21 protein-coding genes, 1 riboswitch and 1 other annotated feature are annotated in these 25778 nt (G+C 41.1%); of the genes, 14 read left to right on the top strand and 7 right to left on the bottom strand.

From position 1 onward, the window contains the following. Positions 1-233 precede the first annotated feature (233 nt). Positions 234-464: a glutaredoxin family protein gene (locus tag V7201_RS09210; protein ID WP_335376475.1), complete on the top strand. Its 231-nt coding sequence runs from the start codon at positions 234-236 to the stop codon at positions 462-464. A gap of 91 nt (positions 465-555) precedes the next feature. Here the strand turns inward: V7201_RS09210 and V7201_RS09205 are convergent, their stop codons facing one another. The 3 genes from V7201_RS09205 to V7201_RS09195 form a co-directional block, all read right to left on the bottom strand. Beyond that, a complete protein-coding gene (locus V7201_RS09205; protein WP_335376580.1) occupies positions 556-1866 on the bottom strand; it encodes a nucleobase:cation symporter-2 family protein in 1311 nt (436 codons plus the stop codon). Further along, positions 1866-2465, bottom strand: coding sequence for a xanthine phosphoribosyltransferase (locus tag V7201_RS09200; RefSeq protein WP_335376474.1), 600 nt, complete (start codon positions 2463-2465; stop codon positions 1866-1868). Before V7201_RS09200 ends, V7201_RS09205 begins: the two co-directional genes overlap by 1 nt. 132 nt (positions 2466-2597) lie before the next feature. Then, positions 2598-2699, bottom strand: a riboswitch (purine riboswitch). 176 nt (positions 2700-2875) lie between these two features. Beyond that, a complete protein-coding gene (locus tag V7201_RS09195) occupies positions 2876-5779 on the bottom strand; it encodes a transglycosylase domain-containing protein (RefSeq protein WP_335376473.1) in 2904 nt (967 codons plus the stop codon). 141 nt (positions 5780-5920) lie between these two features. Next, positions 5921-6138, top strand: a binding site (T-box leader). 81 nt (positions 6139-6219) lie between these two features. On the opposite strand from V7201_RS09195, the gene tyrS reads away from it, so the two are divergent. Beyond that, a complete protein-coding gene (tyrS, locus tag V7201_RS09190; protein WP_335376472.1) occupies positions 6220-7479 on the top strand; it encodes a tyrosine--tRNA ligase in 1260 nt (419 codons plus the stop codon). Positions 7480-7838: 359 nt separating this feature from the next. On the opposite strand, the gene rpsD is transcribed toward tyrS, so the two are convergent. Beyond that, the gene (gene rpsD, locus V7201_RS09185) at positions 7839-8441 is read right to left on the bottom strand and encodes a 30S ribosomal protein S4 (protein ID WP_335376471.1); all 603 of its coding nucleotides are present in this window, start codon (positions 8439-8441) and stop codon (positions 7839-7841) included. 700 nt (positions 8442-9141) lie between these two features. On the opposite strand from rpsD, the gene V7201_RS09180 reads away from it, so the two are divergent. After that, positions 9142-11037, top strand: a complete 1896-nt coding sequence (locus V7201_RS09180; protein WP_335376470.1) for a sensor domain-containing diguanylate cyclase — start codon at positions 9142-9144, stop codon at positions 11035-11037. 109 nt (positions 11038-11146) lie between these two features. Continuing rightward, positions 11147-12358, top strand: coding sequence for a methionine gamma-lyase (megL, locus tag V7201_RS09175; RefSeq protein WP_335376469.1), 1212 nt, complete (start codon positions 11147-11149; stop codon positions 12356-12358). Positions 12359-12567: 209 nt separating this feature from the next. Here megL and V7201_RS09170 read toward each other — a convergent pair whose 3' ends face one another. Beyond that, positions 12568-13047, bottom strand: a complete 480-nt coding sequence (locus V7201_RS09170; RefSeq protein WP_335376468.1) for a GAF domain-containing protein — start codon at positions 13045-13047, stop codon at positions 12568-12570. Positions 13048-13198: 151 nt separating this feature from the next. Between V7201_RS09170 and refZ the strand changes: the two genes are divergently transcribed. Further along, a complete protein-coding gene (refZ, locus tag V7201_RS09165) occupies positions 13199-13834 on the top strand; it encodes a forespore capture DNA-binding protein RefZ (RefSeq protein WP_335376467.1) in 636 nt (211 codons plus the stop codon). Positions 13835-13926: 92 nt separating this feature from the next. On the opposite strand, the gene hisJ is transcribed toward refZ, so the two are convergent. Then, positions 13927-14718, bottom strand: coding sequence for a histidinol-phosphatase HisJ (gene hisJ / locus V7201_RS09160; RefSeq protein ID WP_335376466.1), 792 nt, complete (start codon positions 14716-14718; stop codon positions 13927-13929). Between the two features lie 201 nt (positions 14719-14919). Here hisJ and ezrA point away from each other — a divergent pair, with 201 nt between their 5' ends. From ezrA to rarD, 7 genes are all read left to right on the top strand, one after another. After that, positions 14920-16608: a septation ring formation regulator EzrA gene (ezrA, locus tag V7201_RS09155; protein WP_335376465.1), complete on the top strand. Its 1689-nt coding sequence runs from the start codon at positions 14920-14922 to the stop codon at positions 16606-16608. Between the two features lie 203 nt (positions 16609-16811). Continuing rightward, on the top strand, positions 16812-17957 hold the full coding sequence (locus tag V7201_RS09150) for a cysteine desulfurase family protein (RefSeq protein ID WP_335376464.1): 1146 nt from the start codon (positions 16812-16814) through the stop codon (positions 17955-17957). After that, positions 17954-19162 (top strand): tRNA uracil 4-sulfurtransferase ThiI, encoded by a 1209-nt coding sequence (gene thiI / locus V7201_RS09145; RefSeq protein WP_335376463.1) that lies wholly within the window; start codon positions 17954-17956, stop codon positions 19160-19162. Before V7201_RS09150 ends, thiI begins: the two co-directional genes overlap by 4 nt. Before the next feature lie 160 nt (positions 19163-19322). Further along, positions 19323-19529 (top strand): small, acid-soluble spore protein, alpha/beta type, encoded by a 207-nt coding sequence (locus V7201_RS09140; protein WP_207500692.1) that lies wholly within the window; start codon positions 19323-19325, stop codon positions 19527-19529. 151 nt (positions 19530-19680) lie between these two features. Next, entirely contained in the window at positions 19681-21264 is a 1584-nt protein-coding gene (gene mbcS, locus V7201_RS09135; RefSeq protein WP_335376462.1) for an acyl-CoA synthetase MbcS, read from the top strand. Between the two features lie 103 nt (positions 21265-21367). After that, entirely contained in the window at positions 21368-21685 is a 318-nt protein-coding gene (locus V7201_RS09130) for an iron-sulfur cluster biosynthesis family protein (RefSeq protein ID WP_335376461.1), read from the top strand. A gap of 235 nt (positions 21686-21920) precedes the next feature. Further along, positions 21921-22856, top strand: a complete 936-nt coding sequence (rarD, locus tag V7201_RS09125; protein ID WP_335376460.1) for an EamA family transporter RarD — start codon at positions 21921-21923, stop codon at positions 22854-22856. Between the two features lie 170 nt (positions 22857-23026). Here the strand turns inward: rarD and V7201_RS09120 are convergent, their stop codons facing one another. Continuing rightward, entirely contained in the window at positions 23027-23827 is an 801-nt protein-coding gene (locus V7201_RS09120; RefSeq protein ID WP_335376459.1) for an NAD kinase, read from the bottom strand. A 142-nt stretch (positions 23828-23969) separates the two neighbouring features. On the opposite strand from V7201_RS09120, the gene sppA reads away from it, so the two are divergent. Next, positions 23970-24980, top strand: coding sequence for a signal peptide peptidase SppA (gene sppA, locus V7201_RS09115; protein WP_335376458.1), 1011 nt, complete (start codon positions 23970-23972; stop codon positions 24978-24980). A 275-nt stretch (positions 24981-25255) separates the two neighbouring features. Continuing rightward, complete coding sequence (locus V7201_RS09110) at positions 25256-25711, top strand: RDD family protein (protein ID WP_335376579.1); 456 nt, start codon at positions 25256-25258, stop codon at positions 25709-25711. The last annotated feature ends 67 nt before the right edge of the window (positions 25712-25778 follow it).

Raw genomic sequence — 25778 nt, 5'->3', positions numbered from 1 at the left:
AACAGCCATGTTTAACAGATCCTTTTTATAAATAGAGCAGAATTCACGCATTATCTTATAAGCCCAAAACTTCTTAGTATAGCTGAACATAATTAACTTCTAGCTGTTATTTTTAATAAAAATAGGGAAAAACAAAATTGTGTCCCAGTAATGCTTTTATATAACTGCCAGGCAATTGAAAATATTACCGGGATAATTCAAGTTGCTCTTAAAAATATAAGGGGGTATGCAAAATGAACGATATCACGGTATATTCAACCAATACTTGACCGTACTGCACAATGATGAAACAATTCCTTGAGGATCAAGGGATAGAATACAAAGAAGTAAATGTGCAGTTAGACCCCGTTGCAGCCCAAAAGCTAGTCGAGGAAACCGGACAGATGGGCGTACCGCAGACAAAGGTAAATGGTCATTGGGTGCTCGGCTTTGATCCCGAGACACTGATGCAGTATGTGAAATAGGGGTTGCAAAAAACAAGGCACCGGATTGATCCGGTGCCTTGTTTTTGAACTTCGTTATTAGCTTAAAGGATAAGTAAGACAATCGTCTGGCTTAAGAAGCCTTCTGTTCCGTAAAAGAAGCCTGCTGAACTACTTTATTACCTTTAAACACATTGAATACTAAATTCAATGCAATCGCAGTTAAGCTGCCCGCCACGATACCATTGTCGGTAAGTATACGGATGCTTGAAGGCATTTGGGCAAATAGTTCCGGAACTGCTGTCACGCCCAATCCCATTCCAACAGAGCATGCAATAATCAACAAATTCTCCTGTGATGCAAATTCAACCTTGCTGAGCATTTTTATTCCATAGGCGACTACCATGCCAAACATGGCAACCATTGCACCACCAAGAACAGGGGTAGGGATAATGGTCGTCAATGCACCAATTTTCGGTACCAGTCCGAGCAGCACAAGGAATACTCCTGCGGTGTAGATGACATTCTTTGTCTTTACCCCTGACAGCTGAAGAAGACCTACATTTTGGGAATACGTTGTATAAGGGAATGCATTAAAGACGGCTCCAAGGATTATCGCTAGCCCCTCGGCACGGTAACCATTCGAAAGGTCTTTTTCTTCCAGTTTTTCTTCACAAATATCACCAAGTGCAAAATAAACTCCTGTTGATTCTACTAAACTAACCATCGCTACCAGAATCATCGTAAGAATAGCTGTAACCTCAAAAGTCGGCATCCCAAAGTAGAATGGAGATGGCATATGGAACCAGGAAGCATCTGCTACAGCTGCAAAATTCACTTTTCCCATAAAATAAGCAACGATCGTTCCCGCAGCCAATCCCATCAGAATGGCAATCGCGCGAATAAATCCTTTAAAGAAGCGGAATAGCACAATAATGAAAAGCAAAGTCCCGAAGGCAAGACCAATGTTTGAAAGTGAACCAAAGTCTGGACTTCCTTGCCCTCCAGCCATATTATTCATCGCTACTGGGATTAAAGTAATCCCGATAATGGTTACTACAGAGCCGGTAACGACAGGAGGAAAAAATTTAACCAGCTTTCCAAAGAACTTTGAAATTGCTACTACAAATATACCTGATACAAGAATGGAGCCATATATTGCAGAAATGCCGTATTGTCCGCCAATGGCAATCATCGGCCCGACAGCAGTGAAGGTACAGCCTAATACAACAGGGAGGCCGATCCCAAAGAACTTGTTGCGCCAAACCTGCAATAGGGTAGCAATACCACACATGAAAATATCAATCGAAACTAAATAGGTTAACTGTTCCCCTGTTAATCCAAGGGCTCCTCCAACAATTAGAGGAACAATAACTGCTCCTGCGTACATTGCCAATACATGCTGGATACCTAATGAAGCAATTTTGAATGGGTTCTGTTTCATCATGCCAATTCCGCCTTTCTTTCTGTTGATTTCTCAAAGCTGACTATGCCGTTTTCAAGCGAGTTTAGTATCGCCAATGATTCAACCCGGTAGCCTTTATTTCGAAGAATACGGCCGCCTTCTTGAAACCCTTTTTCTATAACAATTCCGATTCCTTTTACAGATGCTCTAGCCTTGATCGCTATTTCTACAAGACCTAATGCCGCTTGTCCATTTGCGAGGAAATCGTCTATGATCAGCACCTTATCGTTTTCTGATAGATATTTATTTGAAATAGAAATTTCATTGGTTTCTTCCTTGGTAAAAGAGTAGACAGAGGCTGTGATCAAGTCATTTACGAGAGTCAGAGATTTTCTTTTTCTGGCAAAAACGACTGGCACTTGTAAATGAAGACCGGCCATAACTGCAGGAGCAATTCCAGATGATTCAATCGTTAGTATTTTTGTAATCCCGCAATCGGCAAATCGTTCGGCAAATTCCTTTCCAATTTCAAGCATGAGCTGCGGATCTATCTGGTGGTTTAAAAAGGAGTCTACCTTTAGAATGGACGATGACAAGACGCACCCTTCGTTTTTTATCTTTTCAATTAGCAGTTCCATGTTAATCCTCCTCTTTAGGTGTGAGCCAATGAAATACAAAAAGCCCAAAAACCATGCATTCACATCATAAAATGAGTGAAGCAATGGCCTTTGGGCTGTCAAGCATACAGGCGAATAAAGGGTAGAGATACCACCCTGACATTGCTCACCCATAGTCGGATCATTTACGGTAATCCGGTAGAAACTTGCAGGCCTTATCCCCGCGATTATATGAGTGAATCTTATTAATTTATAGTCATTATAACACCATTAAAAATTTCTTCAACACAAAATGATGAAAAAACCGAACTTAATTTTAAAAAACACCTCTAACATTCGTGATTTTTACAGTGTCTTTCCAGAAAAAAATTTTTTAAAACAAAACCCGTATCCAAAAGGATACAGGTTTTTTGCTCTTAGGAAGTTAAATGTTAATTCCCATTCCCGTTGCCATCACCATCTCCTGGAGGAGGTGGAGGTGGTGGATCCTTCGGTTTCGGATCTGTCGGAGGGTCCTTAGGTTTTGGATCCGCAGGAGGGTCATTTGGTTTCGGATCTGTTGGAGGATCCGCTGGTTTTGGATCCTTAGGTACTCCAATTTCAACAATATTGGATGGTGCAGATTCTTTTCCGGCAATATCGACTGCGGTCACATAGAAGGCACCGCTGCCTGCCTTGAATACTAAGGCTGCTCCTGCTTTAATGCTGCCGACCTTCTGTTTCCCGTTGTAAACTCGATAGCCGACTATATCATTTTCAGGATGTTTTCCCCAAGTAATGGTATTGCCAGAAAGCTTGATGCCTGGTGATGCAGGTGTTTTTCCATTCTCACTCAGTTTATCATCAGCCACAAGAATTTTAGACCAAGCATCTTTTTTAGGAATCAGCTGCTGTGGGTTTCTGATTTTATGGCCAATTATGCTTTCCATATACTCTGGATTCAGAATTACGCCTGTTTCAGCAAACTCTGCCGGAGTTGAATCAAGTGCAAGGTAGCGCTTATCGCCAACATAAACAAATTTGCTTTCAACCAGACTGTCATCGACTTTAGTTGGAGCGTACTTTGAGATGAAGTAATCGGATTCAACAAGGCCTGCTTTTGAACAAGCGCTTGAAGGGAGCAATCCTGATACGGCGCAATATGCTCTTTTGACGATTCCACCTGGCATTTTAAAGTGTTCAGCCGGGTCGACTAACTGAGGAGCTACATCATAAGCATCGTTCACTAAATCTGCCCAGATATACTGAGTCCTGACACCATATGAAAGGCCCTTATAGGTTTTTTCAAGGGGCTTATTATGGTCGTAGCCAAGCCAAACACCCATGGATACATTCGGGTTTGTAGCGACAAACCATGAATCATAATATTCATGCCCAGTTCCTGTCTTGCCAGCCCAGTCGGAATCAAACTTAAGACGGCCATTTACTGCAGTTGCTGTTCCTCTTCTGATAACGTCCCGCATCATATCGATTGTTAAGTATGCCGTTTGCGGACTGAATACATCAACGGGTTCTGCTTTGTGTTGGAAAATAATGTTTCCTTGCTTATCAACGATCTTGTCAATCAGGTAGGCATCAATAAATTTCCCGCCATTTGCGAATGTACCAAATGCATTTGTATTTTCCTCTACCGTAACTCCGCCTTGCAAAGAACCAATGGCAGTAGAAAGATTGTAATAATCGTCTTTTGTTAAATTAGAAAAGCCCATTTTATCCAGAAAATTGGCAGGCTTTTGGCCTAGGATATTCTTATAGGCAAGGACTGCAGGAACGTTATAAGACTTTGTCAATGCATATCTTGCCGAAGTTAATCCACTGTATTTCATGTCATAGTTGTGTGGCCACGCTTTTCCTGGACCGTTCAAAAATACCTCAACGTCTGGAAGGACGCTGCCAGGACTTAGTGATCCCAATTCAATCGCTGGAGCATAGACAAGCAGAGGCTTCATGGTCGAACCGTTTTGTCTTGTGGTATAGGTCGCGTGATTGGATTGCTGTTTGTCAAAATCACGCCCGCCGACGAAGCTGATTATTTTCCCTGATTTGTTTTCAATCATTACAGCGCCGACATCAACCTGTTCCGTAATTGTAATCGTTTTATTTGAATCATCAGGATCCGGTACTTCCTGAGGCTTATCACTGCCGTAATAAGCATAGTTTTTGGCCGTATCCTGCATTTTGTTATAGATATCCTTGTTGATGGTTGAATAAATTTTATAGCCATTCTGGCGAAGGTCGCGGTCTGCCAGCGCATTATATTCCGCTCTTAAATCCTCATCTTGCTTTAAATCATCTTCTTCATAGCCATCACGTTCAGCAAGGATCTTTGCTAAAATTTCTACAGCCCGAGATTCGATTTCAAACGTGAGGTACGGGTATTCTTCAACCGTATTATCACTCGGTACTTCTTTTACAAAGTCTTTCGTAATATCATAGTTGATTGCTTCATTGAACTCTTTGTCTGAGATGAATCCAGCGCCATGCATTCTGGTAAGGACTGTTTTTAGTCTTGTAAGCCCTGGTTCAAGCCCGGCTTCATCCTTGAGAATTCCATGATTGCTGCTGAACGGAGTATAACCAAAAGGGCTCTGAGGAAGCCCGGCAATAAAAGCTGCCTGCGGCAAAGTCAGATCTTTGGCGTCTTTGCCGAAGATTCCTTTAGCAGCTGCCTGTACACCTGCAATATTACTGCCATTCGCATTCCTTCCGAAGGTTGCGACATTCAAATATGCTTCCAAAATTTCCTTCTTATCGAAGAATTTTTCGAGACGAAGCGCAAGAAGGATTTCTTTTGCTTTACGTTCGAAAGAAATTTCATTCGTCAGGATTTGGTTTTTAATGAGCTGTTGAGTCAGTGTACTTCCTCCGGACGAAGTCGACGAGTTTGTGACTTCCTGGAAGAGTGCACGCATGATTGCTTTTGGAACAACACCATCATGCTCATAAAAATATTCATCCTCGGTTGCCACTATTGCATTCACCAAATGCTCCGAGACGTCATCAAGTTTAACTTCCTCACGGTATAGATCAGTACGGAGCTTGCCGAGATAAACATCGTTAGCAAAATATAAATCAGATGTCTCTTCGTAGTTGTATATGTCTTTCTTCATATTCTCATAAGGCCTGATTTGTTCATCTTTAACAAGGGATGCAAAGTATCCTGCACCGACACCACCCGCAAATCCAGTACCGAGCACGATGACGATGATCAATAACAGAACCATGTTCCAGATAACCGAATAGGTAATCCGGGCTCCTTTTACGGTTTTTTTATTCGTAAAAAAAGCACCCAAGGATTTTAATTTCTCTTTCCAAGGCTGTTTTTCTTCCTGCATTCGTATCATTCCCCCTAAAATCACATACATTATAGCATAAACAAGCAATCGAAAAGGCTCGAATCTCAATTTTTCTGAAAATTTATGTCGAATTTGACAGAGGATATGTTTGTGTGGTAAAAATGCATTATTAACTTTATAGCAAAAGCTTTGAAGGGAATTAGTAGTGCTTCTGTCCATGTTCCAGAAAGCCGGCGGGTGCTGTGAGCCGGTACAAACAGAAGGATGAATTACCTCCCCGAGCGCCGCCTGTGAACTGGAGACTTAGTAGCTGCGGCCGGTTTAACCGTTACATTAATGAGTGGAAGACAAATTTGTTTTCAAGCCGGGTGGTACCGCGCATTTATAGCGTCCCTGCAATTTATTGCAGGGGCGTTTTTTATTTGGCATAAAAGTAGTCTGCCGGGACCCAGGTTAAATTTTGAATGGAGGAAGAAACAATGGATTTATTGAAAGATCTAGAGTGGCGCGGCATCGTGTACCAGCAGACAGATGAAGAGGGAATAAAGGATACACTTTCTAAAGAAAAGATTTCATTATACTGTGGTATTGACCCCACTGCGGACAGCATGCACATTGGGCATTTATTGCCTTTCTTGACACTTCGCCGTTTTCAGAATGCAGGGCATCGTCCCATTGTACTTGTAGGTGGTGCGACAGGATTGATTGGAGACCCAAGCGGCAAAAGTGAAGAACGTAAATTGCAGACGCTGGAACAAGTCCAGCTAAATGTTGAGGGTCTTAGAAAACAGCTTGAGCAAATCTTTAAAGTTGAAGGTGAAAATGGTTCACTGATGGTCAATAATTATGATTGGGCAGGCTCAATGGATATCGTTACATTCCTTCGTGATTTCGGGAAGAATGTCGGCGTGAACTACATGCTGGCAAAGGATACGATTGCCTCCAGGCTCGAAACAGGAATTTCATTTACTGAATTCACATACACCATCCTTCAGGCAATGGATTTCTTCCACTTATACGAAAACCATAACTGCAAATTACAGATTGGCGGAAGCGATCAGTGGGGCAATATCACAACTGGCCTTGAACTGATCCGAAAGATGTCTTCTGAAGGTTCGAAGGCCTATGGGTTGACGATTCCGCTTGTTACGAAAGCAGACGGAACGAAGTTTGGTAAATCTGAAAGCGGAACAGTTTGGCTCGATCCTGAAAAAACCTCTCCATACGAGTTCTACCAGTTCTGGATCAACACGGCTGATGCTGATGTAATCAAATACCTGAAATACTTCACTTTCCTTGGGAAGGAAGAAATCGAAGTATTGGAAAAATCAGTTCAAGACGAACCGCATCTTCGCCAAGCCCAAAAAACGCTTGCCGAGGAAATGACTCGTTTCATTCATGGAGAAGAATCACTTCAGCAGGCCATCAAGATTTCAGCAGCACTATTTAGTGGCGACGTAAAGAATCTAACTGCAGATGAAATCAAACAAGGTTTCAAAGACGTTCCTTCTTTCACAGTAGAAGGGGAAGATGAATTAGGGCTGGTTGACTTGCTGGTTGCAGCCAAAATTTCACCATCTAAACGCCAGGCTCGTGAAGATGTCAGCAACGGCGCTGTCTCACTGAATGGAGATCGTGTCACAGACACAGCGTATGTCCTTGGTGAAGCAGATAAGATTGAGGGGCAATTCACAATCGTCCGCCGAGGCAAAAAGAAATACTTCATGATTAAATACTAAGGCAGATGCGTTGATAGCAAGTGCCTAATGAAAAAACAGTCTTCCTTGGTTGCAGGGAGGCTGTTTTTTTGTTGCGGAATGATGCTTTGTACAGTATTTATTTCAGGATATAAGGTTGTTTTTTGAATTGGGGATGTCTTTGTTTAATTCTTCTTTGGATTCCGCAGGTTCATGTCGAAATCCCGCAAAATTCCGTAGTCATTCCGCGGGTTCCCGCCATTATTCCGCGAGTTTTTGTCGAAATCCCGCAACTCGTGTAAAATTACTCAAAAAATGTAACTGAAACCCATGGAATAACAAGAACAAAAGGAAAAACAAAACCCCCGACCAGAATGGTCAGGGGTTTTAAAAACAAACTATTAACGAGAGTAGAATTCAACGATAAGAGCTTCGTTGATTTCAGCTGGAAGTTCAGAACGCTCAGGCATACGAGTGAAAGTTCCTTCTAGCTTGTCTGCATCGAAAGTCAAGAAGTCAGGTACGAAGTTGTTAACTTCGATTGCTTCTTTAACAACATCTAGGTTGCGTGACTTTTCACGAAGTGTGATTGTTTGTCCTGGAGCTACGCGGTAAGATGGGATATCTACGCGTGCACCATCAACCATGATGTGACCGTGGTTTACAAGCTGGCGAGCTCCACGACGAGTGCGAGCTAATCCAAGACGGTAAACAACGTTGTCTAAACGTGCTTCAAGAAGAATCATGAAGTTTTCACCGTGCTTACCAGGCATTTTGCTTGCTTTGTCAAACAAATTGCGGAACTGGCGCTCAGTTACTCCATACATGTGACGAAGCTTTTGCTTCTCTTGTAATTGTAATCCGTATTCGGATAATTTTTTACGCTGGTTAGGACCATGAGGACCTGGTGCGTAAGGGCGTTTTTCTAATTCTTTACCTGTACCGCTTAGTGAAATTCCAAGACGGCGGGATAGTTTCCAGCTTGGGCCGGTATAACGAGCCATGAATGACTCCTCCTTAGTTTTTATTTTGTAAAATAAAAACAGATTGTGATTGGTCAGTTATGGGTATTTTGTTTTCATGTACCTTCGCCCTAGCAGCAGCGGGTTACGAGATACACCATCAAAGAGTTTGAGGAACAAAATACATACATAATGTTGATCACATAGGCTGCGATATTTTACACAAGGAGTATTATATAATTTTAACATGATGAAAGTCAAGGTAATATTTTATTTAGTTGTTTTCTCGTAATAGTATAAGACCTTTTATGCTGCTAAATTGTTATTTTTTTATGATTGACTGCTTCCAGTGTTTCTTTGACTCCGCACGAGCTTCAATGAACGGAAAGCTCTGCGAATGCCCTCTCGGAAAGCAAGCGACTGGAGTGGAACTCAACAATAAAGGTTAACAGAGATATTGAAAAAAATATTCGAAAGAAGTTTATATAAAAGATGAAATGTAACTGAAAGAATATCCTTTTAAATCATACTATTTTACTATGCATATGATATAATTAATAGTAATTGTTTTATATTTCTAAAAATTGGATAATTACCTTAACTAATTGATTTTGCCATGTGATGACATTAAATTAATGACTGGTCTAAAAGGACTAGATCCGAGATATTGTTCTATTTTTTAAACAAAATAAGAATCACATCCAAATCGCTTGCTGATGCGATTGAAAAACAGGTGATACATATGGAAGAAACTTTTGAACGTGAATTATTATTGGAGTTAAAAATCAGTTTTTTTGAATTGATCTGCGGCAGCAGAGATTCATTTTCCTCTACAGAACTTCTTTCACAAATGCTTGCGATCCTGAAACCTTTTATGAATGCAGATGAAGTTGATTTTTATCGTTTGGAAGAATGGAAGCAGGACTTGGTTTTAGAAGCGACGACAAGGATAGGCGGAAAAGAGGCAATTATCAGTCCTGAAATTGCAGCGGTTCAGCACATTACTGGCCAGCGATCTTTCATTACGAATCCATCTTTTCCTGGCTTTGAAAAATATGACATGCTGATGCTTCTGGATCAAGCTGGAAAATTAGAAGGTATGATTGCTATACAAATGAATGGGAGTTTGCAAAGCAGTGCATCGGACAATTTTTTAGAGAAGGTAACAAGCGAATGTGGCTCCTTCGTTCAGAAAATCAGCAGCCTTGCTGATGCGATGGCCGAGGAAAAACGCTATAAGCAATTGTTCCGTGTCACTGAAAAATTCCATTCATCGATGGATATGGACGCCGTTTTAGGAGAAATCATTTCTACATTGAAGGAAGTATATCCTACTTTCATCTATTATCTACTTCTATCACATGACCATAAAGGATATGAAGGTTTGCCGGTAAAGGATTTAGAATATGATAGCGAAAACCTGACTGCCATGCAATCCTATGTAAGCGGACAAATCCAGTTTGAGGATACTCTCGCTGATCGAAATTCAATTATGTATGCACCATTAAAAGGAAAGCAGGGTGTGTACGGGGTACTGCAAGTAATTGCCCCTGACTCACTGGTTTTTCCTCAAAATGAGGTTGAATTCATTAGGTTATTGGCCAATACTGCGGGAAGCGCTCTTGAGAATGCCAAACTTTATGAGCAATCAAGAAAGTTGATAGCGGATTTGCAATTGATTAATGAGACTTCCCATCAGCTTAATACAAGCTTGCGCCTGACTGATACGATGAAATTTATTTGCGGGCAAATAGTGAAATCCTTTAAAGCACAAGAAGTTGGCTTCATCATGATCGATTCAGAAAGTGATGATTACTCAGTACTTCAGGGAAGCACTGGGTTTTTCTTTTCAAAACATTCCTCCAAATATATCGCGGATGTCGGCAGGCGGATTCAAAGGGAAATGGAGCCATTATTTATTGGGGATTTTGATACAAAGGATGAGATTTCATCCATCCATTTTAGATCCATAATGGGCGTACCAATGATTCAAAGCGGTGATTTGAAAGGATTTGCCATCGTTCTGCATGAAAAGCCTTATCACTTTGCCTTTGAAACTTTTAAATTGCTGCAATCCTTGATCCATCATTCAACACTTGCATTTACCAATTCCATCCTGCGTGAGGAACTTGAAAAAATGGTTGTAACTGACCATTTGACCAGGCTGTACTCAAGAAAATATTTGGATGAGAAAATGAAATTGTCGTTGCTTGAGGATTCCCAGGGCACTTTCATCTTAATTGATATTGATAATTTTAAAAGTGTTAATGATAAATATGGGCATCAGGTCGGGGACGATGTGCTCATCCAGCTTGCCCGTCAGATTGCAAAAAATATACGCGGAACTGATATTGGGGCAAGATGGGGCGGAGAAGAGCTAGCCATTTATTTACCGGGAGCGCCTCTTGAAATTGGAGTCATGATCGCAAACCGACTTGTCGATAAGGTTGAAAAACATACTCAGCCAAACGTGACGATTTCATGTGGAGTTTCTGCATGGATCAAGGGCCAGTCAGACACGACTAAAACTCTGTTTAAAAGAGCTGATCAGGCACTCTATCTTGCAAAGGACTCAGGGAAAAACAAAGTGGTAGTCCAAAAAGAAAATCAGTTTGATTTCATGAGCACTCGGGAGTGAGTGCTTTTTCTTTTTTTATGGGAAGATAAATTACTTTCATAATTTAGATAAATATCATATTCTGTTAATGGGGTTTGTAAGCGGTTACAAATAATACAGGAGGATTAATATGGGAGAGAAACGTTTTGAAACAGAAGTAATCCATTCAGGTTATAAATCCGATGAATTTAGGGGAAGCCTTGCTCCGCCTCTATTTCAGACCAGTACATTTACCTTTGACAGTGCTGAACAGGGAGAAAGACGATTTGCAGGAGAAGAAGATGGCTTTATCTATTCTCGACTTGGCAATCCAACCGTCGCTATGCTTGAAGAAAGGATGGCTGCGATTGAAAAAGGAGAGAAGGCTCTTGCTTTTGCTTCCGGCATGGCAGCCGTTTCAGCGGTATTAATTTCGCTCACAAGGACAGGTGACCATATTCTTTGTTCACAGGGTGTCTACGGATGTACATTTGGGCTCCTGCAGCTAATGAAGGAAAAATATGATATTAACCATAGTTTCTCGATGATGTCGACAAGAGAAGAAGTTTTGGCAGCCATTACCCCTGAAACTGCATGTATCTATATTGAAACGCCAATCAACCCGACAATGAGGCTGGTTGACTTGGAAATGGTTGCGGAGGTTGCGAAAGAAAAAGGGATCCCGGTTGTGGTTGATAATACTTTTAGTTCACCATATCTGCAAAATCCACTTGAGCTTGGCTGCGATTTTGTTATCCACAGTGCGACTAAATATATTTGCGGCCATGGAGACGTGATAGCAGGAATAGCAGTCGGACCTAAAGACATCATGTCCAAGATTGCTATGACAACACAAAAGGATATTGGCGGCGTTATGTCCCCGTTTGACGCATGGCTGCTTCTTAGGGGATTGAAAACACTCCCTGTAAGGATGGACCGCCATTGTGATAACGCAGAAAAACTTGCTGCCTTTCTATCAAATCATTCCGCTGTAGAGGAAATCATATTCCCGGGTGATCCGAATCACCCAGATTACAGGATTGCACAAAAACAAATGCGTAAGCCAGGGGGGCTGATCTCTTTCAACATTAAAGGAGACCAAAAAGCTGCCCAGTTATTTATGAACAAACTAAAGCTTATCAAAATCGCCGTCAGTCTTGGTGATGCAGAGACTTTAATCCAGCATCCGGCAACAATGACACATGCTGTTGTACCAAAGGAAGCAAGAGAAAAAATGGGTATCAAGGACAATATGCTGAGGCTCTCTGTCGGACTGGAAGCCTGGGAAGATCTAAGAGATGATCTTGAAGAAGCTTTTGAAGCAGTAAGAAAAGAAAGCAAGCAGGAAAGCGGGTCTATGTAATAGGCAGTTTTGTGTAATTGGTTTGTTTGAAAGCAGATCCTTGATAAATAAGTTGATTGGCACGGAAAGTGAGCATCTTTTCTTTCCAATCAACATATTAAAAGCAACAAAGTATACGAACGAAGCCATATAATAAAGCATTTTTTCAATAAAAAGAGCAGTTATCATATCCTTTGATAACTGCTTTTTATGTGTTCTGCATAAAAAAATTAAATATACTGCACCAATACTTCAACGAATTTTTCCAGTTTTAGCTGATCTAATTCATCAAAGCGGTTTGTCTCAGGAGAGTCAATATCCAGGACTCCTAGTAGTTTTCCATCCTTAATCATCGGGACGACGATCTCGGACTGGGATGCTGCATCACAAGCAATGTGGCCAGGGAAAGAATGGACATCTTCAACTCGTACGGTCTCTCTTTTGGAAGCGGCAGTTCCACATACGCCTTTGCCAAGCGGAATCCTGACACATGCTGGCAATCCCTGGAATGGTCCTAAGACAAGCTCTCCATCCTCCATTAGATAAAAACCTGTCCAGTTAACGCGATCAAGAAATTGGTTCAATAATGCAGAAGCATTGCTCAAATTGGCAATCGCGTTTTTTTCATCTTCGATCAGGGCTTTTAGCTGCTTTATTAATAAATCGTAATTTTTATCGCGGCTCTCGCTGTAATTTTCGACTTTAAACATCCTTTTTCCCCCTCATTCATGAAGTTTTACTATATATTGTATCAAATATAGCCGAAACAATGGAGACTTTGTCGAGCTTTTTTTAAAGGGAATTTCGTACATTTCCAGAAAGTAAACAGTAAGATATCGCTTTGAAAGGGAGGGGTGGAGATTGAGGAAAAATTCTAAAGCTGCCATCATGGATGCGGCCATCTTCTTATTTAATACAAAGGGGTTTAGTGGTACATCAGTCCGGGATATTGCAGCAAAGGCGGAAGTGAATGCAGCGAATATCTCTTACTATTTCCAAAATAAGAATGGACTCCTCGAAAACTGTTTTACTGCCTTTTTTGAAAGCTATCTGGAAGAATTGGAAAAGGGATTTGCATTGCTCGATTGCGGAGCGGAAATATGCCTGAAAGCAATGGTTGATAATGTTTTAAGATTTCAGTGTGAAAATATCCAGTTAACAAGGTTTATATTAAGAGAAATGACGATTGATTCACAGGTTGTCCGCGAAATTATGTCTACCTACCATGTGAAAGAGCGTTATTTTTTTAAAAAGGTGCTTGAAAGGGGCATGGAAACCGGTGAATTCAGGAGCCTGTCCGTCCAGTACATTATTTTACAGTTAAAGTCACTCCTTTCTATGCCGTTTTTAAATACTCATTATGTTACCGAGGTTCTCCATGTTCTGCCGCATGAACAATATTTTGCCGATAAGTACAGCAAGGAAATGTCCCAATGGATAAAAGGGACAATCTGTGTGGAACAGCTGGAGCAGCAAAAAATATTAATAAATATATAAACTATTTTTCGAAGTCTTATCTTTTATCAAAGGGATCTTACAAGAATCTTAAATAATTCAGAGAAAACCGGCATAAACGCCGGTTTTCCTATTTATAGCAGCATTCTGCCCAGCCCCTGGCCAAGCTCCTTTGCCTGATGTGCATCAGATCCATAAACTAACGGTATCCCAAGAGTAATTGCCTGCTTGATTACCCAGTCAGGTGGATATGGTTCACGGCACAAAGGTTTTGCCGTACCGGCACCGTTATAATCTAGCTCATACCCATGCTCTGAAACTGTCTTTAATATTTTGTTGATTTCCTCACTGAAATTGTTCTCAGCAGGGAAACGCACACTGAATTTATTCGCTAGAGTGATATGCCCGATTCTATTTGGTTTGTACGGACCTAAATCAGCCTGAATTGAATTCAATACCGTTTGGTAATAGCGGCGGTGTACATTTTCCACCGAACCATAATAGTCAACCATGGCGCTAAAGGTTTCAGGACTGTAATCGAGGCAATCATATTCACCATCCATATTTTTTAAAAAATGTACAGATAGGACTGCGTCATTTAAATGTCGTCCATATTCATTTAAGAAAGCTGCAGTCTGTTTTTCATATCCCTCTATGAAATCAACCTCCAACCCAGTATTGATCTTGATTCTGCCACTGTACTGCTGTTTGGCTTTTTCAATTATTTTAAAATAATCTTCAAGATCATTGCGCTTCATCGCGCTGTCCTTTAATGGCGTCGGATCGATGAAACCTTCTGGAAGTGGTGCATGCTCCGCAAAAGTGATTTCCGTATAGCCAAGCTGTAAAGCTTTTTCAATATACTCTTCGATTGTATCCTTTGTTCCATGCGGGCAAAAAGAAGTATGGACATGTCCGTCTCTCATGAAAATACCTCCAAAAGTAATGTTTTTCGTTTGCTGTAGAGCCAAATCGGCTTAATTCGGATAATTTCAACAAAAAATCTCAAATTAATAGTCAAAAAATGTCGTTTACATGGTAATATAAATACATTATACACGCATTTATAAATTCATTTTATATATATGGATATAGAACTTGGAATTTGTGAGGCCAGGGGGATAACAATGAAGTACATAATTGGCGGAATTGCTATATTGATAATTCTTTATTTAATAGGGTATTTTAGGAAACGGAAATTTTACAGTGAAGTGGACAGATATGAGTCCTGGAAAATTGAGATTATGAACCGGCCTGTTCTGGATGAAATGTCAAAAGTAAAACAGTTGAACATGACAGGCCAAACTGAGGAGCTTTTTGAACGCTGGCGCCAGGAATGGGATGAACTTGTTACTTCGAAGCTTCCGGGAATAGAAGATTACTTGTTTGATGCTGAAGAATATATTGATAAGTATCGTTTTAAAAAAGCGAAAGACTCACTTTCCATCATCGATCTGAAACTGAATGAAACGGAGGACAAAATCAAAAAAATCCTTCACGAATTGAATGAACTGGTCGGCAGTGAAGAAAAGAATCGTGAAGAAATTGATGGACTCAAAGAGGAATACAGGGAAAGCAAGAAAAGCCTCCTTACTCACCGCCACAGCTTTGGCAAAGCGGAAGCAAGCCTTGAAGCTACCCTTGAAGAAATCCAGGGGAAATTCGTGGAATTTGATGAGAAAACTGAGAACGGAAATTACTTAGAAGCAAGGGAAACGGTCCTGATAATCAAAGCAATGCTTGACGAGGTTGCCGTGAAAATGGAGTCGATCCCTGGGCTGCTGCATGATTGCCAAACAACGCTCCCCGGTCAAGTCAGCGATATAAAAGAAGGGGTCAAGGAAATGTCTGCCCAGGGTTATATTCTCGATCACCTGAATGCAGAAGCAGAATTAGAGAATATCGGCAAAGAACTATCTGAATACATTGTTTCGCTTGAAAACGGCGATGTGGAAATAGCTGGTCATGGCATCCATAGCTTAAAGGAAAAAGTCGATAATCTTTTCGATCTTCTCGAACATGAAGTTACAGCTAAACAATACATCAGCAAGACTGAACATGAAGCCAGGGAAATACTCGTAAAAGCGATAACTGAAAGCAAGACGCTTAAGGAAGAAACAAAGCTTATTCAGGAAAGCTACCATCTTTCTGAAAAAGAGTTAGCCGCCCAAACAAATGTAGAGCAGCAAATAAAAGTGCTGCTCAAACGCTTTGAATTGATTGACCACAGAATTACGGAGAATGATACACCACAGAGCCTGATTAAGGTTGAACTTGAAGAAGCTAAACAGCAGCTTGATGCTCTCGTGGAAGAACAAAAAGCACTGATGGAAAAGCTAAGTGCTTTGAGAAAGGATGAATTGGCTGCAAGGGAGAAAGTAAAGGAACTTTCCAAAAAGATTACGGAAATGATTCGGACAATCTCCAAAAGTAATATGCCAGGATTATCTCAGGATTATAAGTATCTTCTTGACGATGCGAATGAAAGCATCAATCAAGTAAATGGAAAACTTGATCAGAAACCGCTTGATATCCCTTCCATTCATCAATATTTGGAAATAGCTGTCCTAACTGTGAACAAGCTTGAAGCTTCGACAGAGGAAATTGTTGAGACGGTCATGCTTGCCGAAAAGGTTATTCAATACGGGAACAGATACCGGAGCCGATACCCATCGGTTGACCGTGGCCTGCGTGAAGCAGAAGAGTTTTTCAGAAACTATGATTACCGCCAGGCGCTCGAACAGGCTGCAACTTCAATTGAAGAAATTGAACCAGGAGCACTTAAGAAGATTGAAGTTATGCTTACTGAAAAATAATGATAACCTGTCAGGTCTCCAAAAAAGGAGACCTGTTTTTTTGGAGGCAGTTTAAGGGTCTTTTTCGTACGATCCGTCCCATAAGTTTTAGGAAATAATAAAATGTGTCGCATGTGCAGAGGGTTCTGATTGATTTTAAATGGACAGCTAATATGATAAGATTTTTAATTAGCATTAAGGTTTTGAACAAGGGGGGGAAGACGATGATATATTTTGACAACAGTGCAACCACAAAACCCTATAAAGAAGTATTAAATTCATTTTCGAAAGTATCTGAGGATTTTTTCGGCAATCCATCATCTCTTCATAAAATTGGCGGGCAGGCAGAGAAACTGCTCCAGCAGGCACGCAGCCAGGTTGCTAAATTGCTTAAGGTCAAGGAAACGGAGATATTATTTACCTCTGGTGGTACAGAGAGCAATAATCTTGCAGTTAAAGGCGTGGCATTGGCGCATAGAGACCGAGGAAGACATATCATTACCACTGCCATGGAGCATGCCTCCGTTCATAATGCAATGATGCAGCTTGAAACGCTCGGATTTGAAATTACGTATATTCATCCCGATTCCTTTGGTTTCATCAGTACAGAAGCAGTCGAAAAGGAAATGCGTGATGACACGATCCTGGTATCCATTATTCATGTAAATAATGAAGTCGGTACAATCCAGCCTATTGAGGAAATTGGCTCCATGCTGAAAAAGTATCCTAAGACAATTTTTCACGTGGATCACGTCCAGGGAGTTGGAAAGGTCCCGATTGATTTTTCAAATGCCGGGATTCATTTGTGTACGATCTCTGGACATAAATTTCACGGATTAAAAGGAACAGGCGCCTTATTTGTTAAAGAAGGAATCCATTTGTCCCCATTATTTTCAGGAGGGAATCAGGAATGGAAGCAGCGGAGTGGAACGGAAAATGTTGCCGGTATGGTTGCGATGTCAAAGGCATTGCGGATGACGCTTGAACAGAGAAATGAAAAGCTGAATCAAATGAGAGCAGCATTGGAAAGAGTAAGGGATGGAATATGCCAAATCAAGGAAATCACTATCCATACACCTGATAAAAACAGTGCCCCACATATATTAAATTTCTCAGTAAAAGGAATAAAGGCAGAAACATTCGTCCATGCCCTTGAGGAAAAGGATATCTATGTATCGACTACAAGCGCATGTTCTTCAAAGAAAAAGGCTGCCAGCAAGACTTTATTGGCAATGGGAGTTCCGGCTGATGAGGCTGAAAGTGCAATCCGGATCAGTCTTAGTTACAGCAATACAGCAGAAGAAGCGGAACAAACAGTGAAAGCAATAGCAGACGCTGTAAAACAACTAAGTGAGGTAGTAAAAAAATGATGTATGACCGTATATTGGTTCGATATGGAGAAATATCGACAAAAGGAAGAAACAGAAACAAATTTATCGACCGGTTAAGAAAAAATGTTAAAAGATCTTTAAGCGATTTACCGAATGTTGAGATTAAGGCAGATCGTGACCGCATGTTTATCCTTCTGAATGGCGAAGACAGCGCCGAAGTGGGGAAACGAATAAAAAGGATATTTGGAATTCAATCATACAGCCCGGCAATTAAAGTGGAAAAAGAAATTGAGAAAATGAAGGATGCTGCGCTTGACCTTTTTAGGAGCATTCACAAACTAGGACAAACCTTTAAAATTAGTGCAAAAAGGTCTGATAAAACATTCGAACTTGATACGAATGAAATTAACTCTACTTTTGGCGGCCATATTTTAAGAAATGTGGATGGGCTGACTGTTGATGTACGCAGGCCGGATATTAACCTTCAGATTGAAATTCGAAAAGAGGCTGCCTACATCTCAGCTGAGAATATCAGGGGAGCAGGGGGGCTGCCTGCTGCTTCAGGTGGTAAAGGGATGCTCATGCTCTCAGGCGGCATCGACAGTCCAGTTGCAGGTTATTTAACAATGAAAAGAGGCCTTGAAGTAGAAGGTGTTCATTTCTTCAGTCCTCCATTCACAAGTGAACGTGCTAAGCAAAAAGTTATCGATCTTTCTGAAAAACTTGCAGAGGTAAGCGGACATTTCGCGCTGCATATCGTTCCATTTACAGAAATTCAACAAGCCATACACAAGCAGGTTCCTGAAAACTATACCATGACTACGACAAGAAGGCTGATGCTTCGAATTACGGACGCTATCAGAGAGAAACAGGGCGGTTTAGCCATCATCACTGGCGAAAGCCTTGGTCAGGTAGCCAGCCAGACTCTCGAAAGCATGTATGCGATCAACGAAGTAACTAGTACGCCGATCATCCGGCCATTAATCACCATGGACAAACTTGAAATCATGGATATTGCCCATGAAATCGAAACACATGACATATCCATCAGGCCTTATGAAGATTGCTGCACGGTATTTGTCCCAGCTTCACCTAAAACAAAACCAAAGCTGGAAAAGGTGCAAAACTTTGAAAGTTACTTTGATTTTGAAGAATTAATCCAGAAAGCGGTCGAAGGAACAGAACGGATCATTATTAAACCAGCATCAGAACGAAAAGATGACCCGATAGATGAGTTATTCTAGGCTGGGTTTGAGCGTCTGTATCTAAGACAATACGATAATAAACCTTGAACATAAATAACATTTTCACATATGTTAAAAATTTGTGAACAATTACCAGTTAAACTTCGGTATTAAGCCATGTGTTTCTACACACTCTATACTCACAAGGAGGTGAAAACACATGGCAAACAACAACAGCTCAAATCAACTTCTAGTTCCTGGAGTTCAACAAGCTCTTGATTCAATGAAGTATGAAATCGCTACAGAATTTGGTGTACAACTTGGTGGAGAAACTACTTCTCGCGCTAACGGTTCTGTAGGAGGAGAAATCACTAAGCGTTTAGTTCAAATGGCTGAACAACAACTTGGTGGCGGATTCTCTCGCTAATCAAAAAATAAATAATATGGCTACAAGGAGCAGGGCAATCGTCCTGCTCCTTTTCTTATTCCATAAATATTTATCTTATAATTTTTAATATTAAAATAATTTTGTATAATGTAGAAGTGGGGATTTATCATAAAAAATAAGGGGGAAGATTATGAACAGGGAAGAATTGATTGCACCTCAAAAGTATAATCTCGTATCGGAAATGGAGCGCTTTGCCCAGGATTCCGACAGAAAGGCCATCCTATGGGAGAATGAGGAAGGCGATGCAAAGGAAATTACATACAGAGAACTTTTAAATAATGCAAACAGAATTGGAAACGTTTTCTCGAAATATGGCTTGAAGCAGGGAGACGTTGTCCTTGTTGTTGTACCAAGACTGATTGAGGCTTATCAAACATACATTGCTGCGTTAAAAATGGGACTGGTTGTCATTCCAAGCTCCGAAATGTTAAGGACGAAGGATTACCAATACCGTATTACACATGGTGATGTAAAAGCGGTGGTAAGCTTTTCCCCATATACAAAGGAATTTTCCGGGATCGATGAAGTTGAGAATCTGCATAAATTTGTCATCGGAGAGAACGTAGACGGCTGGGTTCATCTTGACGAAGAAATGAAATCTGCTTCTGAAGCACTTGAACTGGCGGACACTGAGCGTGACGACATGGCGTTTCTAAGCTATACATCTGGAACGACAGGAAATCCGAAGGGAGTTGTCCACACACATGGGTGGGCATTTGCCCATTTGCGCACTGCAGCAAGTAAATGGCTTGGCATCGAAGACGGGGATACTGTATGGGCAACTGCAGGACCAGGCTGGCAGAAATGGATCTGGAGCCCATTTTTATCAGTAATGGGTACTGGAGCTACAGGACTTGTATATAATGGGAAATTCGAGCCTCAGAAATACCTGTCACTTTTACAAAAATACAATGTGAACGTCCTATGCTGCACACCGACCGAATATCGCTTAATGGCGAAGGTAGAGAATATCGGCGACTACACCCTTCCTGGCCTTCACAGTGCTGTATCTGCAGGAGAACCGCTTAACAGGGAAGTGATTGAGACATTTAAAAAGCACTTTGATGTCGAGGTTCGCGATGGGTATGGACAAACAGAGAATACGCTTCTTGTTGGTGTGACAAAAGGAATGGAATTAAGGCCAGGATCGATGGGCAAACCTACTCCTGGAAACCGTGTCGAAATCATAAATGAAAACGGCGAGCCATGTGCACCAGGAGAAGTGGGCGACATCGCAGTTCATATTAAAACACCTGCCCTGTTCAAAAACTATTATAAGGATCCTGAACGCACAGCTATGCAGTTCAGGGGGGATTACTATGTAACAGGCGACAAAGCGACCAAGGACGAAGAAGGTTATTTCTGGTTTGAGGGCCGCGGTGACGACATCATCATCAGTTCAGGCTATACAATCGGGCCATTCGAGGTAGAGGATGCTCTCGTTAAGCACCCATATGTTAAAGAATGTGCTGTCGTAGCGTCACCGGACGAAATTCGCGGGCATATTGTAAAGGCATTTGTCGTATTGAGGGAAGGCATCAGCACTGAGCAGGAAAACCTGGTAGCAGAGCTGCAGCAGCATGTAAAGGATCTAACAGCGCCATATAAATATCCGCGTAAAATTGAATTCCTTGAAGAACTGCCAAAAACCACCTCCGGAAAAATCCGGCGCATTGAGCTAAGGAAAAAGGAATTGGAAGGTGCAAGTAAATAAGGAAAGAGAAGAGCAGGCTGTTCAGGCCTGCTTTTCTATGTGTCAAGAATTGTTTTCTCATATAAACTTGGGTATATATAAGTAAAAGAAAGGATGATCAACTGTGAAAATAGAAATTAGAGAGCCTGCATTAAACGAACTGACGAAGATTGATTTCGATCAAGACGAAGGAATAAGAATTTTAGCTGAGTTTGTAGGTACTTGCTCGATTGCTACTGACATTGAGCTTCATATAGAAAAGATGCAAGAAAATGATTCTGTAATAAAGGAAAACGGGATAAATTTCTTCGTTCCAAAGAAATCCATAGAATCCCTGCCTGATAAAATATTTTTAGATTATAAGCCGGGATTGGGTTATAAAATATCCTCGGCGGAAGAGACCTTTGGTTATAATTTTCAGCTTAAATATAAGAACAGTTAGTTAATGAAATAGCCCTGAGGGGTTATTTTTTTTAGGGATAATTGTCTTCCAATTAAATGGATAAAAGTAGCTTTGACAATTGAAAAGGGAATTCAAACGGATTAATAAAATATCTGCTGTACTTCGCAGTTTGCACCTTTTGTCTAACCTATGTTTAAGAAAAAGATTGTCAGTGCAGCTTTTGCCCCTTATAATGATATTATTTCGAGTCTAGAAAGATTAGGGGTGTCAACAAATGAATAATAGGACCGAACAGCAAGCTGGCGTTTTATATGCAGCTTTTTCTTATATTTTATGGGGGGTTCTTCCGATTTACTGGAAGCTGCTTCACAACGTGAATGCCGATGAAATCCTCGCTAACCGGGTATTTTGGTCGTTCTTTTTCGTAGCAGCTGTTCTGTTCTTCAACAAGAAATGGAACCTATTTACCGAAACTTTGCGCGGCTTTGCAAAAAATAAAAAGCAATTTGCGGCTCTGACAGTAGCATCATTGCTTATCAGTATTAACTGGTTCATCTACATTTGGGCCGTCAATACGGATCAGATGATTGAAGCGAGCCTTGGCTATTATATCAACCCGCTTGTTAGCGTACTTCTGGGCATGGTTTTTCTTAAAGAAAGACTTACAGTGATGCAATATGTATCTTTTGCTTTGGCAGCGGCTGGAGTGCTGATCATGACCATTTCATATGGCCAATTTCCGTGGATTGCTATGTCGCTTGCTATATCATTCGGACTTTATGGGCTTGCGAAGAAATTGATAAAAGTGGATTCTGCCGTCGGACTTGCACTTGAAACTCTTGTGGTTATGCCGCTGGCTGGAATTTATATAGGTTACTTGTTTTTCCAAGGAACCAACTCACTATTTGCTGGTTCATGGTCGACAAGCCTGCTGCTCGCTGGTGCAGGAGCGGCTACGGCAGTTCCTTTGCTATACTTTGCGAAGGGAGCGCAAAGAATTCCACTCGCAACGCTTGGAATCCTTCAATACATTGCACCAACATTAACATTGATACTTGGAGTTTTCGTCTATCGCGAAACCTTCTCAACCGTTCATCTTTTAGCTTTTACCTTCATCTGGTCTGCTTTGATTCTTTACTCACTATCAAGAACGAAGCTTGGAACTGCAATGACTGTAAAATGGAAAAAAGAAAAGGAAATGCATATGTAAAAAATAGAGCTGCGGATTTTCCGCAGCTCTTCGTTTATAAGATAAGAAAGTATAAAAACTCACTTCGACAAATGTCCAGCTCCAGCGCCTAGCCCCTCGAGTCGCTTGTCTAGTTGCGGCTCCTAACTCCTCGAGACGCTTCGGGCCTGACCAAGGCGCTTGCGCTTTTCTTACAAAAACGTCCTCTTAACTTTCTCCCAGAAAGAATTATCCTTCAGTTTGACAGTCTTAATGATCTTATTGCTTAGTTTTACATCGAACTTGTCAACATGCTGGATGCTTAATGCTTCATTATCCATACCCATGATTGGATAATCATTGCCGTCTTGGGCAACCTTGAAAGTAAGCTTTCGGTCACCGCTAAGGATGAAAGATGATCCAAGAGTGCGGTAATGATTATTATTCACAGAAGCGAGCTCACTAACCTGCATGCACGGAAGCAGCGGATCCACAACGGCCCCATTAACAGATTTGTTATAAGCAGTGCTTCCAGTTGGAGTGGCAACGATCATCCCGTCCCCGCGGAATGTTTCAAAATGGATATCATCAATAAATACATCCATCACAAATGCTTTAATAATTCCAGAGCGGACACTGAATTCATTCAGGCACACAAACGATGTTTCTTCATCGATTGTGACCTCAATTGTTGGATAGCGTCTTACTTCAATTTGAGAATTGGTAATCGCTTCAATCATTTTATCCGTATCGGCAATTTGGAAATCGCAATACATGTTCAAGGAGCCAGTAGTAGAAATACCAGCGTAGAGGCAATCATCGCGAAAACAGGTTTTTCTGACAGCCTGCAGGAATGTTCCATCATCGCCGATACTGACGATAATGTTGGCCTGGCGGTAATCTGAAACAATATTGAAGTCATATCGTCTTGCCAATTCGTATAAAGGCTCAACTTTTTCCAACATTTTTGTATCGGGCTTATGGTAAAAATAAATATTGCGGCGATCTTGCATGACTGATTCCTCCAAACATTATGTAATTTTCCATATTTTTACCCACTTTTATAATCTTTTGCTAAAATAAATGTTATTGACATCAGTTTATCATTTTTACATAACTATTTGAAAGTACAAGGAATTTTAAGGGGGCTTTACGATGAATGGTAAAAGATGGGCAGCATTAGGTATTGCTGCAGGTTTGCTGATTGCTTCAACAGTCATTAATCTTTTGTCTACATTCGCATTCAGCGACGCTGAAAATGCATTTAATGACATATTTGCTGTATCGGAAGAAATGTTTGCAGAAGAAATCATTGAGGAAGGGGATATGCTGAGCAAAATCGCTGTCCTGTCCATTGATGGGGTCATCCAGGACACTGGGGATACACAGTCTTTCTTTGAAAGTCCGCTATATAACCATAAGGCATTCATGGAACAGCTCGAATATGTAAAGGAAGATGAAGATGTTAAAGCGATTATCCTGCGAGTTAATTCTCCTGGTGGAGGAGTCGTAGAGAGCGCTGAGATTCACGATAAGATCAAGGAAATACAGAAGGATACTAAGAAGCCTGTATATGTTTCCATGGGATCGATGGCAGCATCCGGCGGGTATTATGTATCCGCTCCAGCTGATAAAATCTTTGCCAGTCCAGAAACATTGACAGGATCTCTTGGAGTCATCATGCAGGGTGTCAACTATGCTGGACTTGCCGAAAAATATGGTGTGGAATTCAACACAATCAAAAGCGGACCTTATAAGGATATTATGAGTCCTTCAAGGAAGATGACAGAGGAAGAACGGAAAATCCTTCAATCCATGATCAATAATTCTTATGAGGGTTTCGTAAAAGTTATTTCAGAAGGTCGAGGCATGTCTGTTGAACAGGTTAAGAAAATCGCGGACGGCAGAATCTATGACGGCCGTCAGGCGAAAGAACTGAAACTGATCGATGGATTTGGGTATCTTGATGATGTCATTGAAGCCGTAAGGAAGGATGAAAAATTGGGAGATGCCCAGGCAGTTAAATATACAGAAAGTACGGGAATCGGTTCCTTCTTTAGCATGAGTGCGCAAAAAATCGTGGGGAAAGACGCAGAAATGGCAGGTTTAATGAAGATACTGTCCCAGCCTAATTCTCCCCGCTTAATGTATCTGTATGCGGAATAGGGGGGACGAAAATGAATTCGAATGAATTTGATAAAGAAGAAAAAAGAACTGTTTATGATTCAGGTAAACAGGAATGGATCAAGCAGGATGAAACTGAACTGCCGGTAAGAACGGAAAGAGTTGAAATTAACGAACAAACTGCTCAAGCAGAGTCTGCTGAGGCCGGCAAAATAATTAATCGAAGTGTTTACCTTGATAATGGGGAACAAACAGAACAGTTCGATCGAATACCAGCAGGCAACACCTCATCACCCTCTCCTTACAAGCCTGAAGGAATTTTTGCTGAGCAAAAGGAAGCTGGCCATTTTCAGTGGGAGGGCTTATATGGGGGATTCTGGATGCGTTTTTGGGCTTATTTACTGGACCTGATTGTGATTGGAAGTGTTAACAGGATGATCATCCATCCGGTTTTTCGTGCCCTGGACGTACCGTTAGTAAAAGAGGGGATTTTTTCTCCTGTGTCAATCGCCACTGCAATCGTGTTCTATCTATATTTTGTGCTGATGACTAAGTATTATGGCCAGACGCTTGGCAAAATGGTCTTCGGTTTAAAGGTTGTCGATTTGAGGGGCAATCGTCTATCATGGGGGACCGTGATTTTCCGGGAATGGATCGGCCGTTTTATTTCGGCGACAATTATGGTTCTGTATGTAATCGTTGCTTTCTCCAAAAAGAAACAAGGCCTGCATGACATATTTGCTGATACAGCCGTCATATATGAACAGCGCTAAAAATGAACCTGCTTCGGCAGGTTTATTTTTATGACTTTTTGTTGATAATAATAGGCTGAAAGGTTGT

Source organism: Bacillus sp. JJ1122 (genome assembly GCF_036964885.1).
Classification (GTDB): Bacteria; Bacillota; Bacilli; order Bacillales; family Cytobacillaceae; genus Mesobacillus.
This window is presented reverse-complemented; position numbering and strand designations above follow the sequence as displayed.

What these genes read in the sequence shown, in the direction of transcription:
- V7201_RS09205 (WP_335376580.1), bottom strand. Translation starts at nt 1,866, where the DNA reads ATGAAACAGAACCCATTCAAAATTGCTTCATTAGGTATCCAGCATGTA.
- V7201_RS09200 (WP_335376474.1), bottom strand. Translation starts at nt 2,465, where the DNA reads ATGGAACTGCTAATTGAAAAGATAAAAAACGAAGGGTGCGTCTTGTCA.
- V7201_RS09195 (WP_335376473.1), bottom strand. Translation starts at nt 5,779, where the DNA reads ATGCAGGAAGAAAAACAGCCTTGGAAAGAGAAATTAAAATCCTTGGGT.
- tyrS (WP_335376472.1), top strand. Translation starts at nt 6,220, where the DNA reads ATGGATTTATTGAAAGATCTAGAGTGGCGCGGCATCGTGTACCAGCAG.
- rpsD (WP_335376471.1), bottom strand. Translation starts at nt 8,441, where the DNA reads ATGGCTCGTTATACCGGCCCAAGCTGGAAACTATCCCGCCGTCTTGGA.
- V7201_RS09180 (WP_335376470.1), top strand. Translation starts at nt 9,142, where the DNA reads ATGGAAGAAACTTTTGAACGTGAATTATTATTGGAGTTAAAAATCAGT.
- megL (WP_335376469.1), top strand. Translation starts at nt 11,147, where the DNA reads ATGGGAGAGAAACGTTTTGAAACAGAAGTAATCCATTCAGGTTATAAA.
- V7201_RS09170 (WP_335376468.1), bottom strand. Translation starts at nt 13,047, where the DNA reads ATGTTTAAAGTCGAAAATTACAGCGAGAGCCGCGATAAAAATTACGAT.
- hisJ (WP_335376466.1), bottom strand. Translation starts at nt 14,718, where the DNA reads ATGAGAGACGGACATGTCCATACTTCTTTTTGCCCGCATGGAACAAAG.
- ezrA (WP_335376465.1), top strand. Translation starts at nt 14,920, where the DNA reads ATGAAGTACATAATTGGCGGAATTGCTATATTGATAATTCTTTATTTA.
- V7201_RS09150 (WP_335376464.1), top strand. Translation starts at nt 16,812, where the DNA reads ATGATATATTTTGACAACAGTGCAACCACAAAACCCTATAAAGAAGTA.
- thiI (WP_335376463.1), top strand. Translation starts at nt 17,954, where the DNA reads ATGATGTATGACCGTATATTGGTTCGATATGGAGAAATATCGACAAAA.
- V7201_RS09140 (WP_207500692.1), top strand. Translation starts at nt 19,323, where the DNA reads ATGGCAAACAACAACAGCTCAAATCAACTTCTAGTTCCTGGAGTTCAA.
- mbcS (WP_335376462.1), top strand. Translation starts at nt 19,681, where the DNA reads ATGAACAGGGAAGAATTGATTGCACCTCAAAAGTATAATCTCGTATCG.
- rarD (WP_335376460.1), top strand. Translation starts at nt 21,921, where the DNA reads ATGAATAATAGGACCGAACAGCAAGCTGGCGTTTTATATGCAGCTTTT.
- V7201_RS09120 (WP_335376459.1), bottom strand. Translation starts at nt 23,827, where the DNA reads ATGCAAGATCGCCGCAATATTTATTTTTACCATAAGCCCGATACAAAA.
- sppA (WP_335376458.1), top strand. Translation starts at nt 23,970, where the DNA reads ATGAATGGTAAAAGATGGGCAGCATTAGGTATTGCTGCAGGTTTGCTG.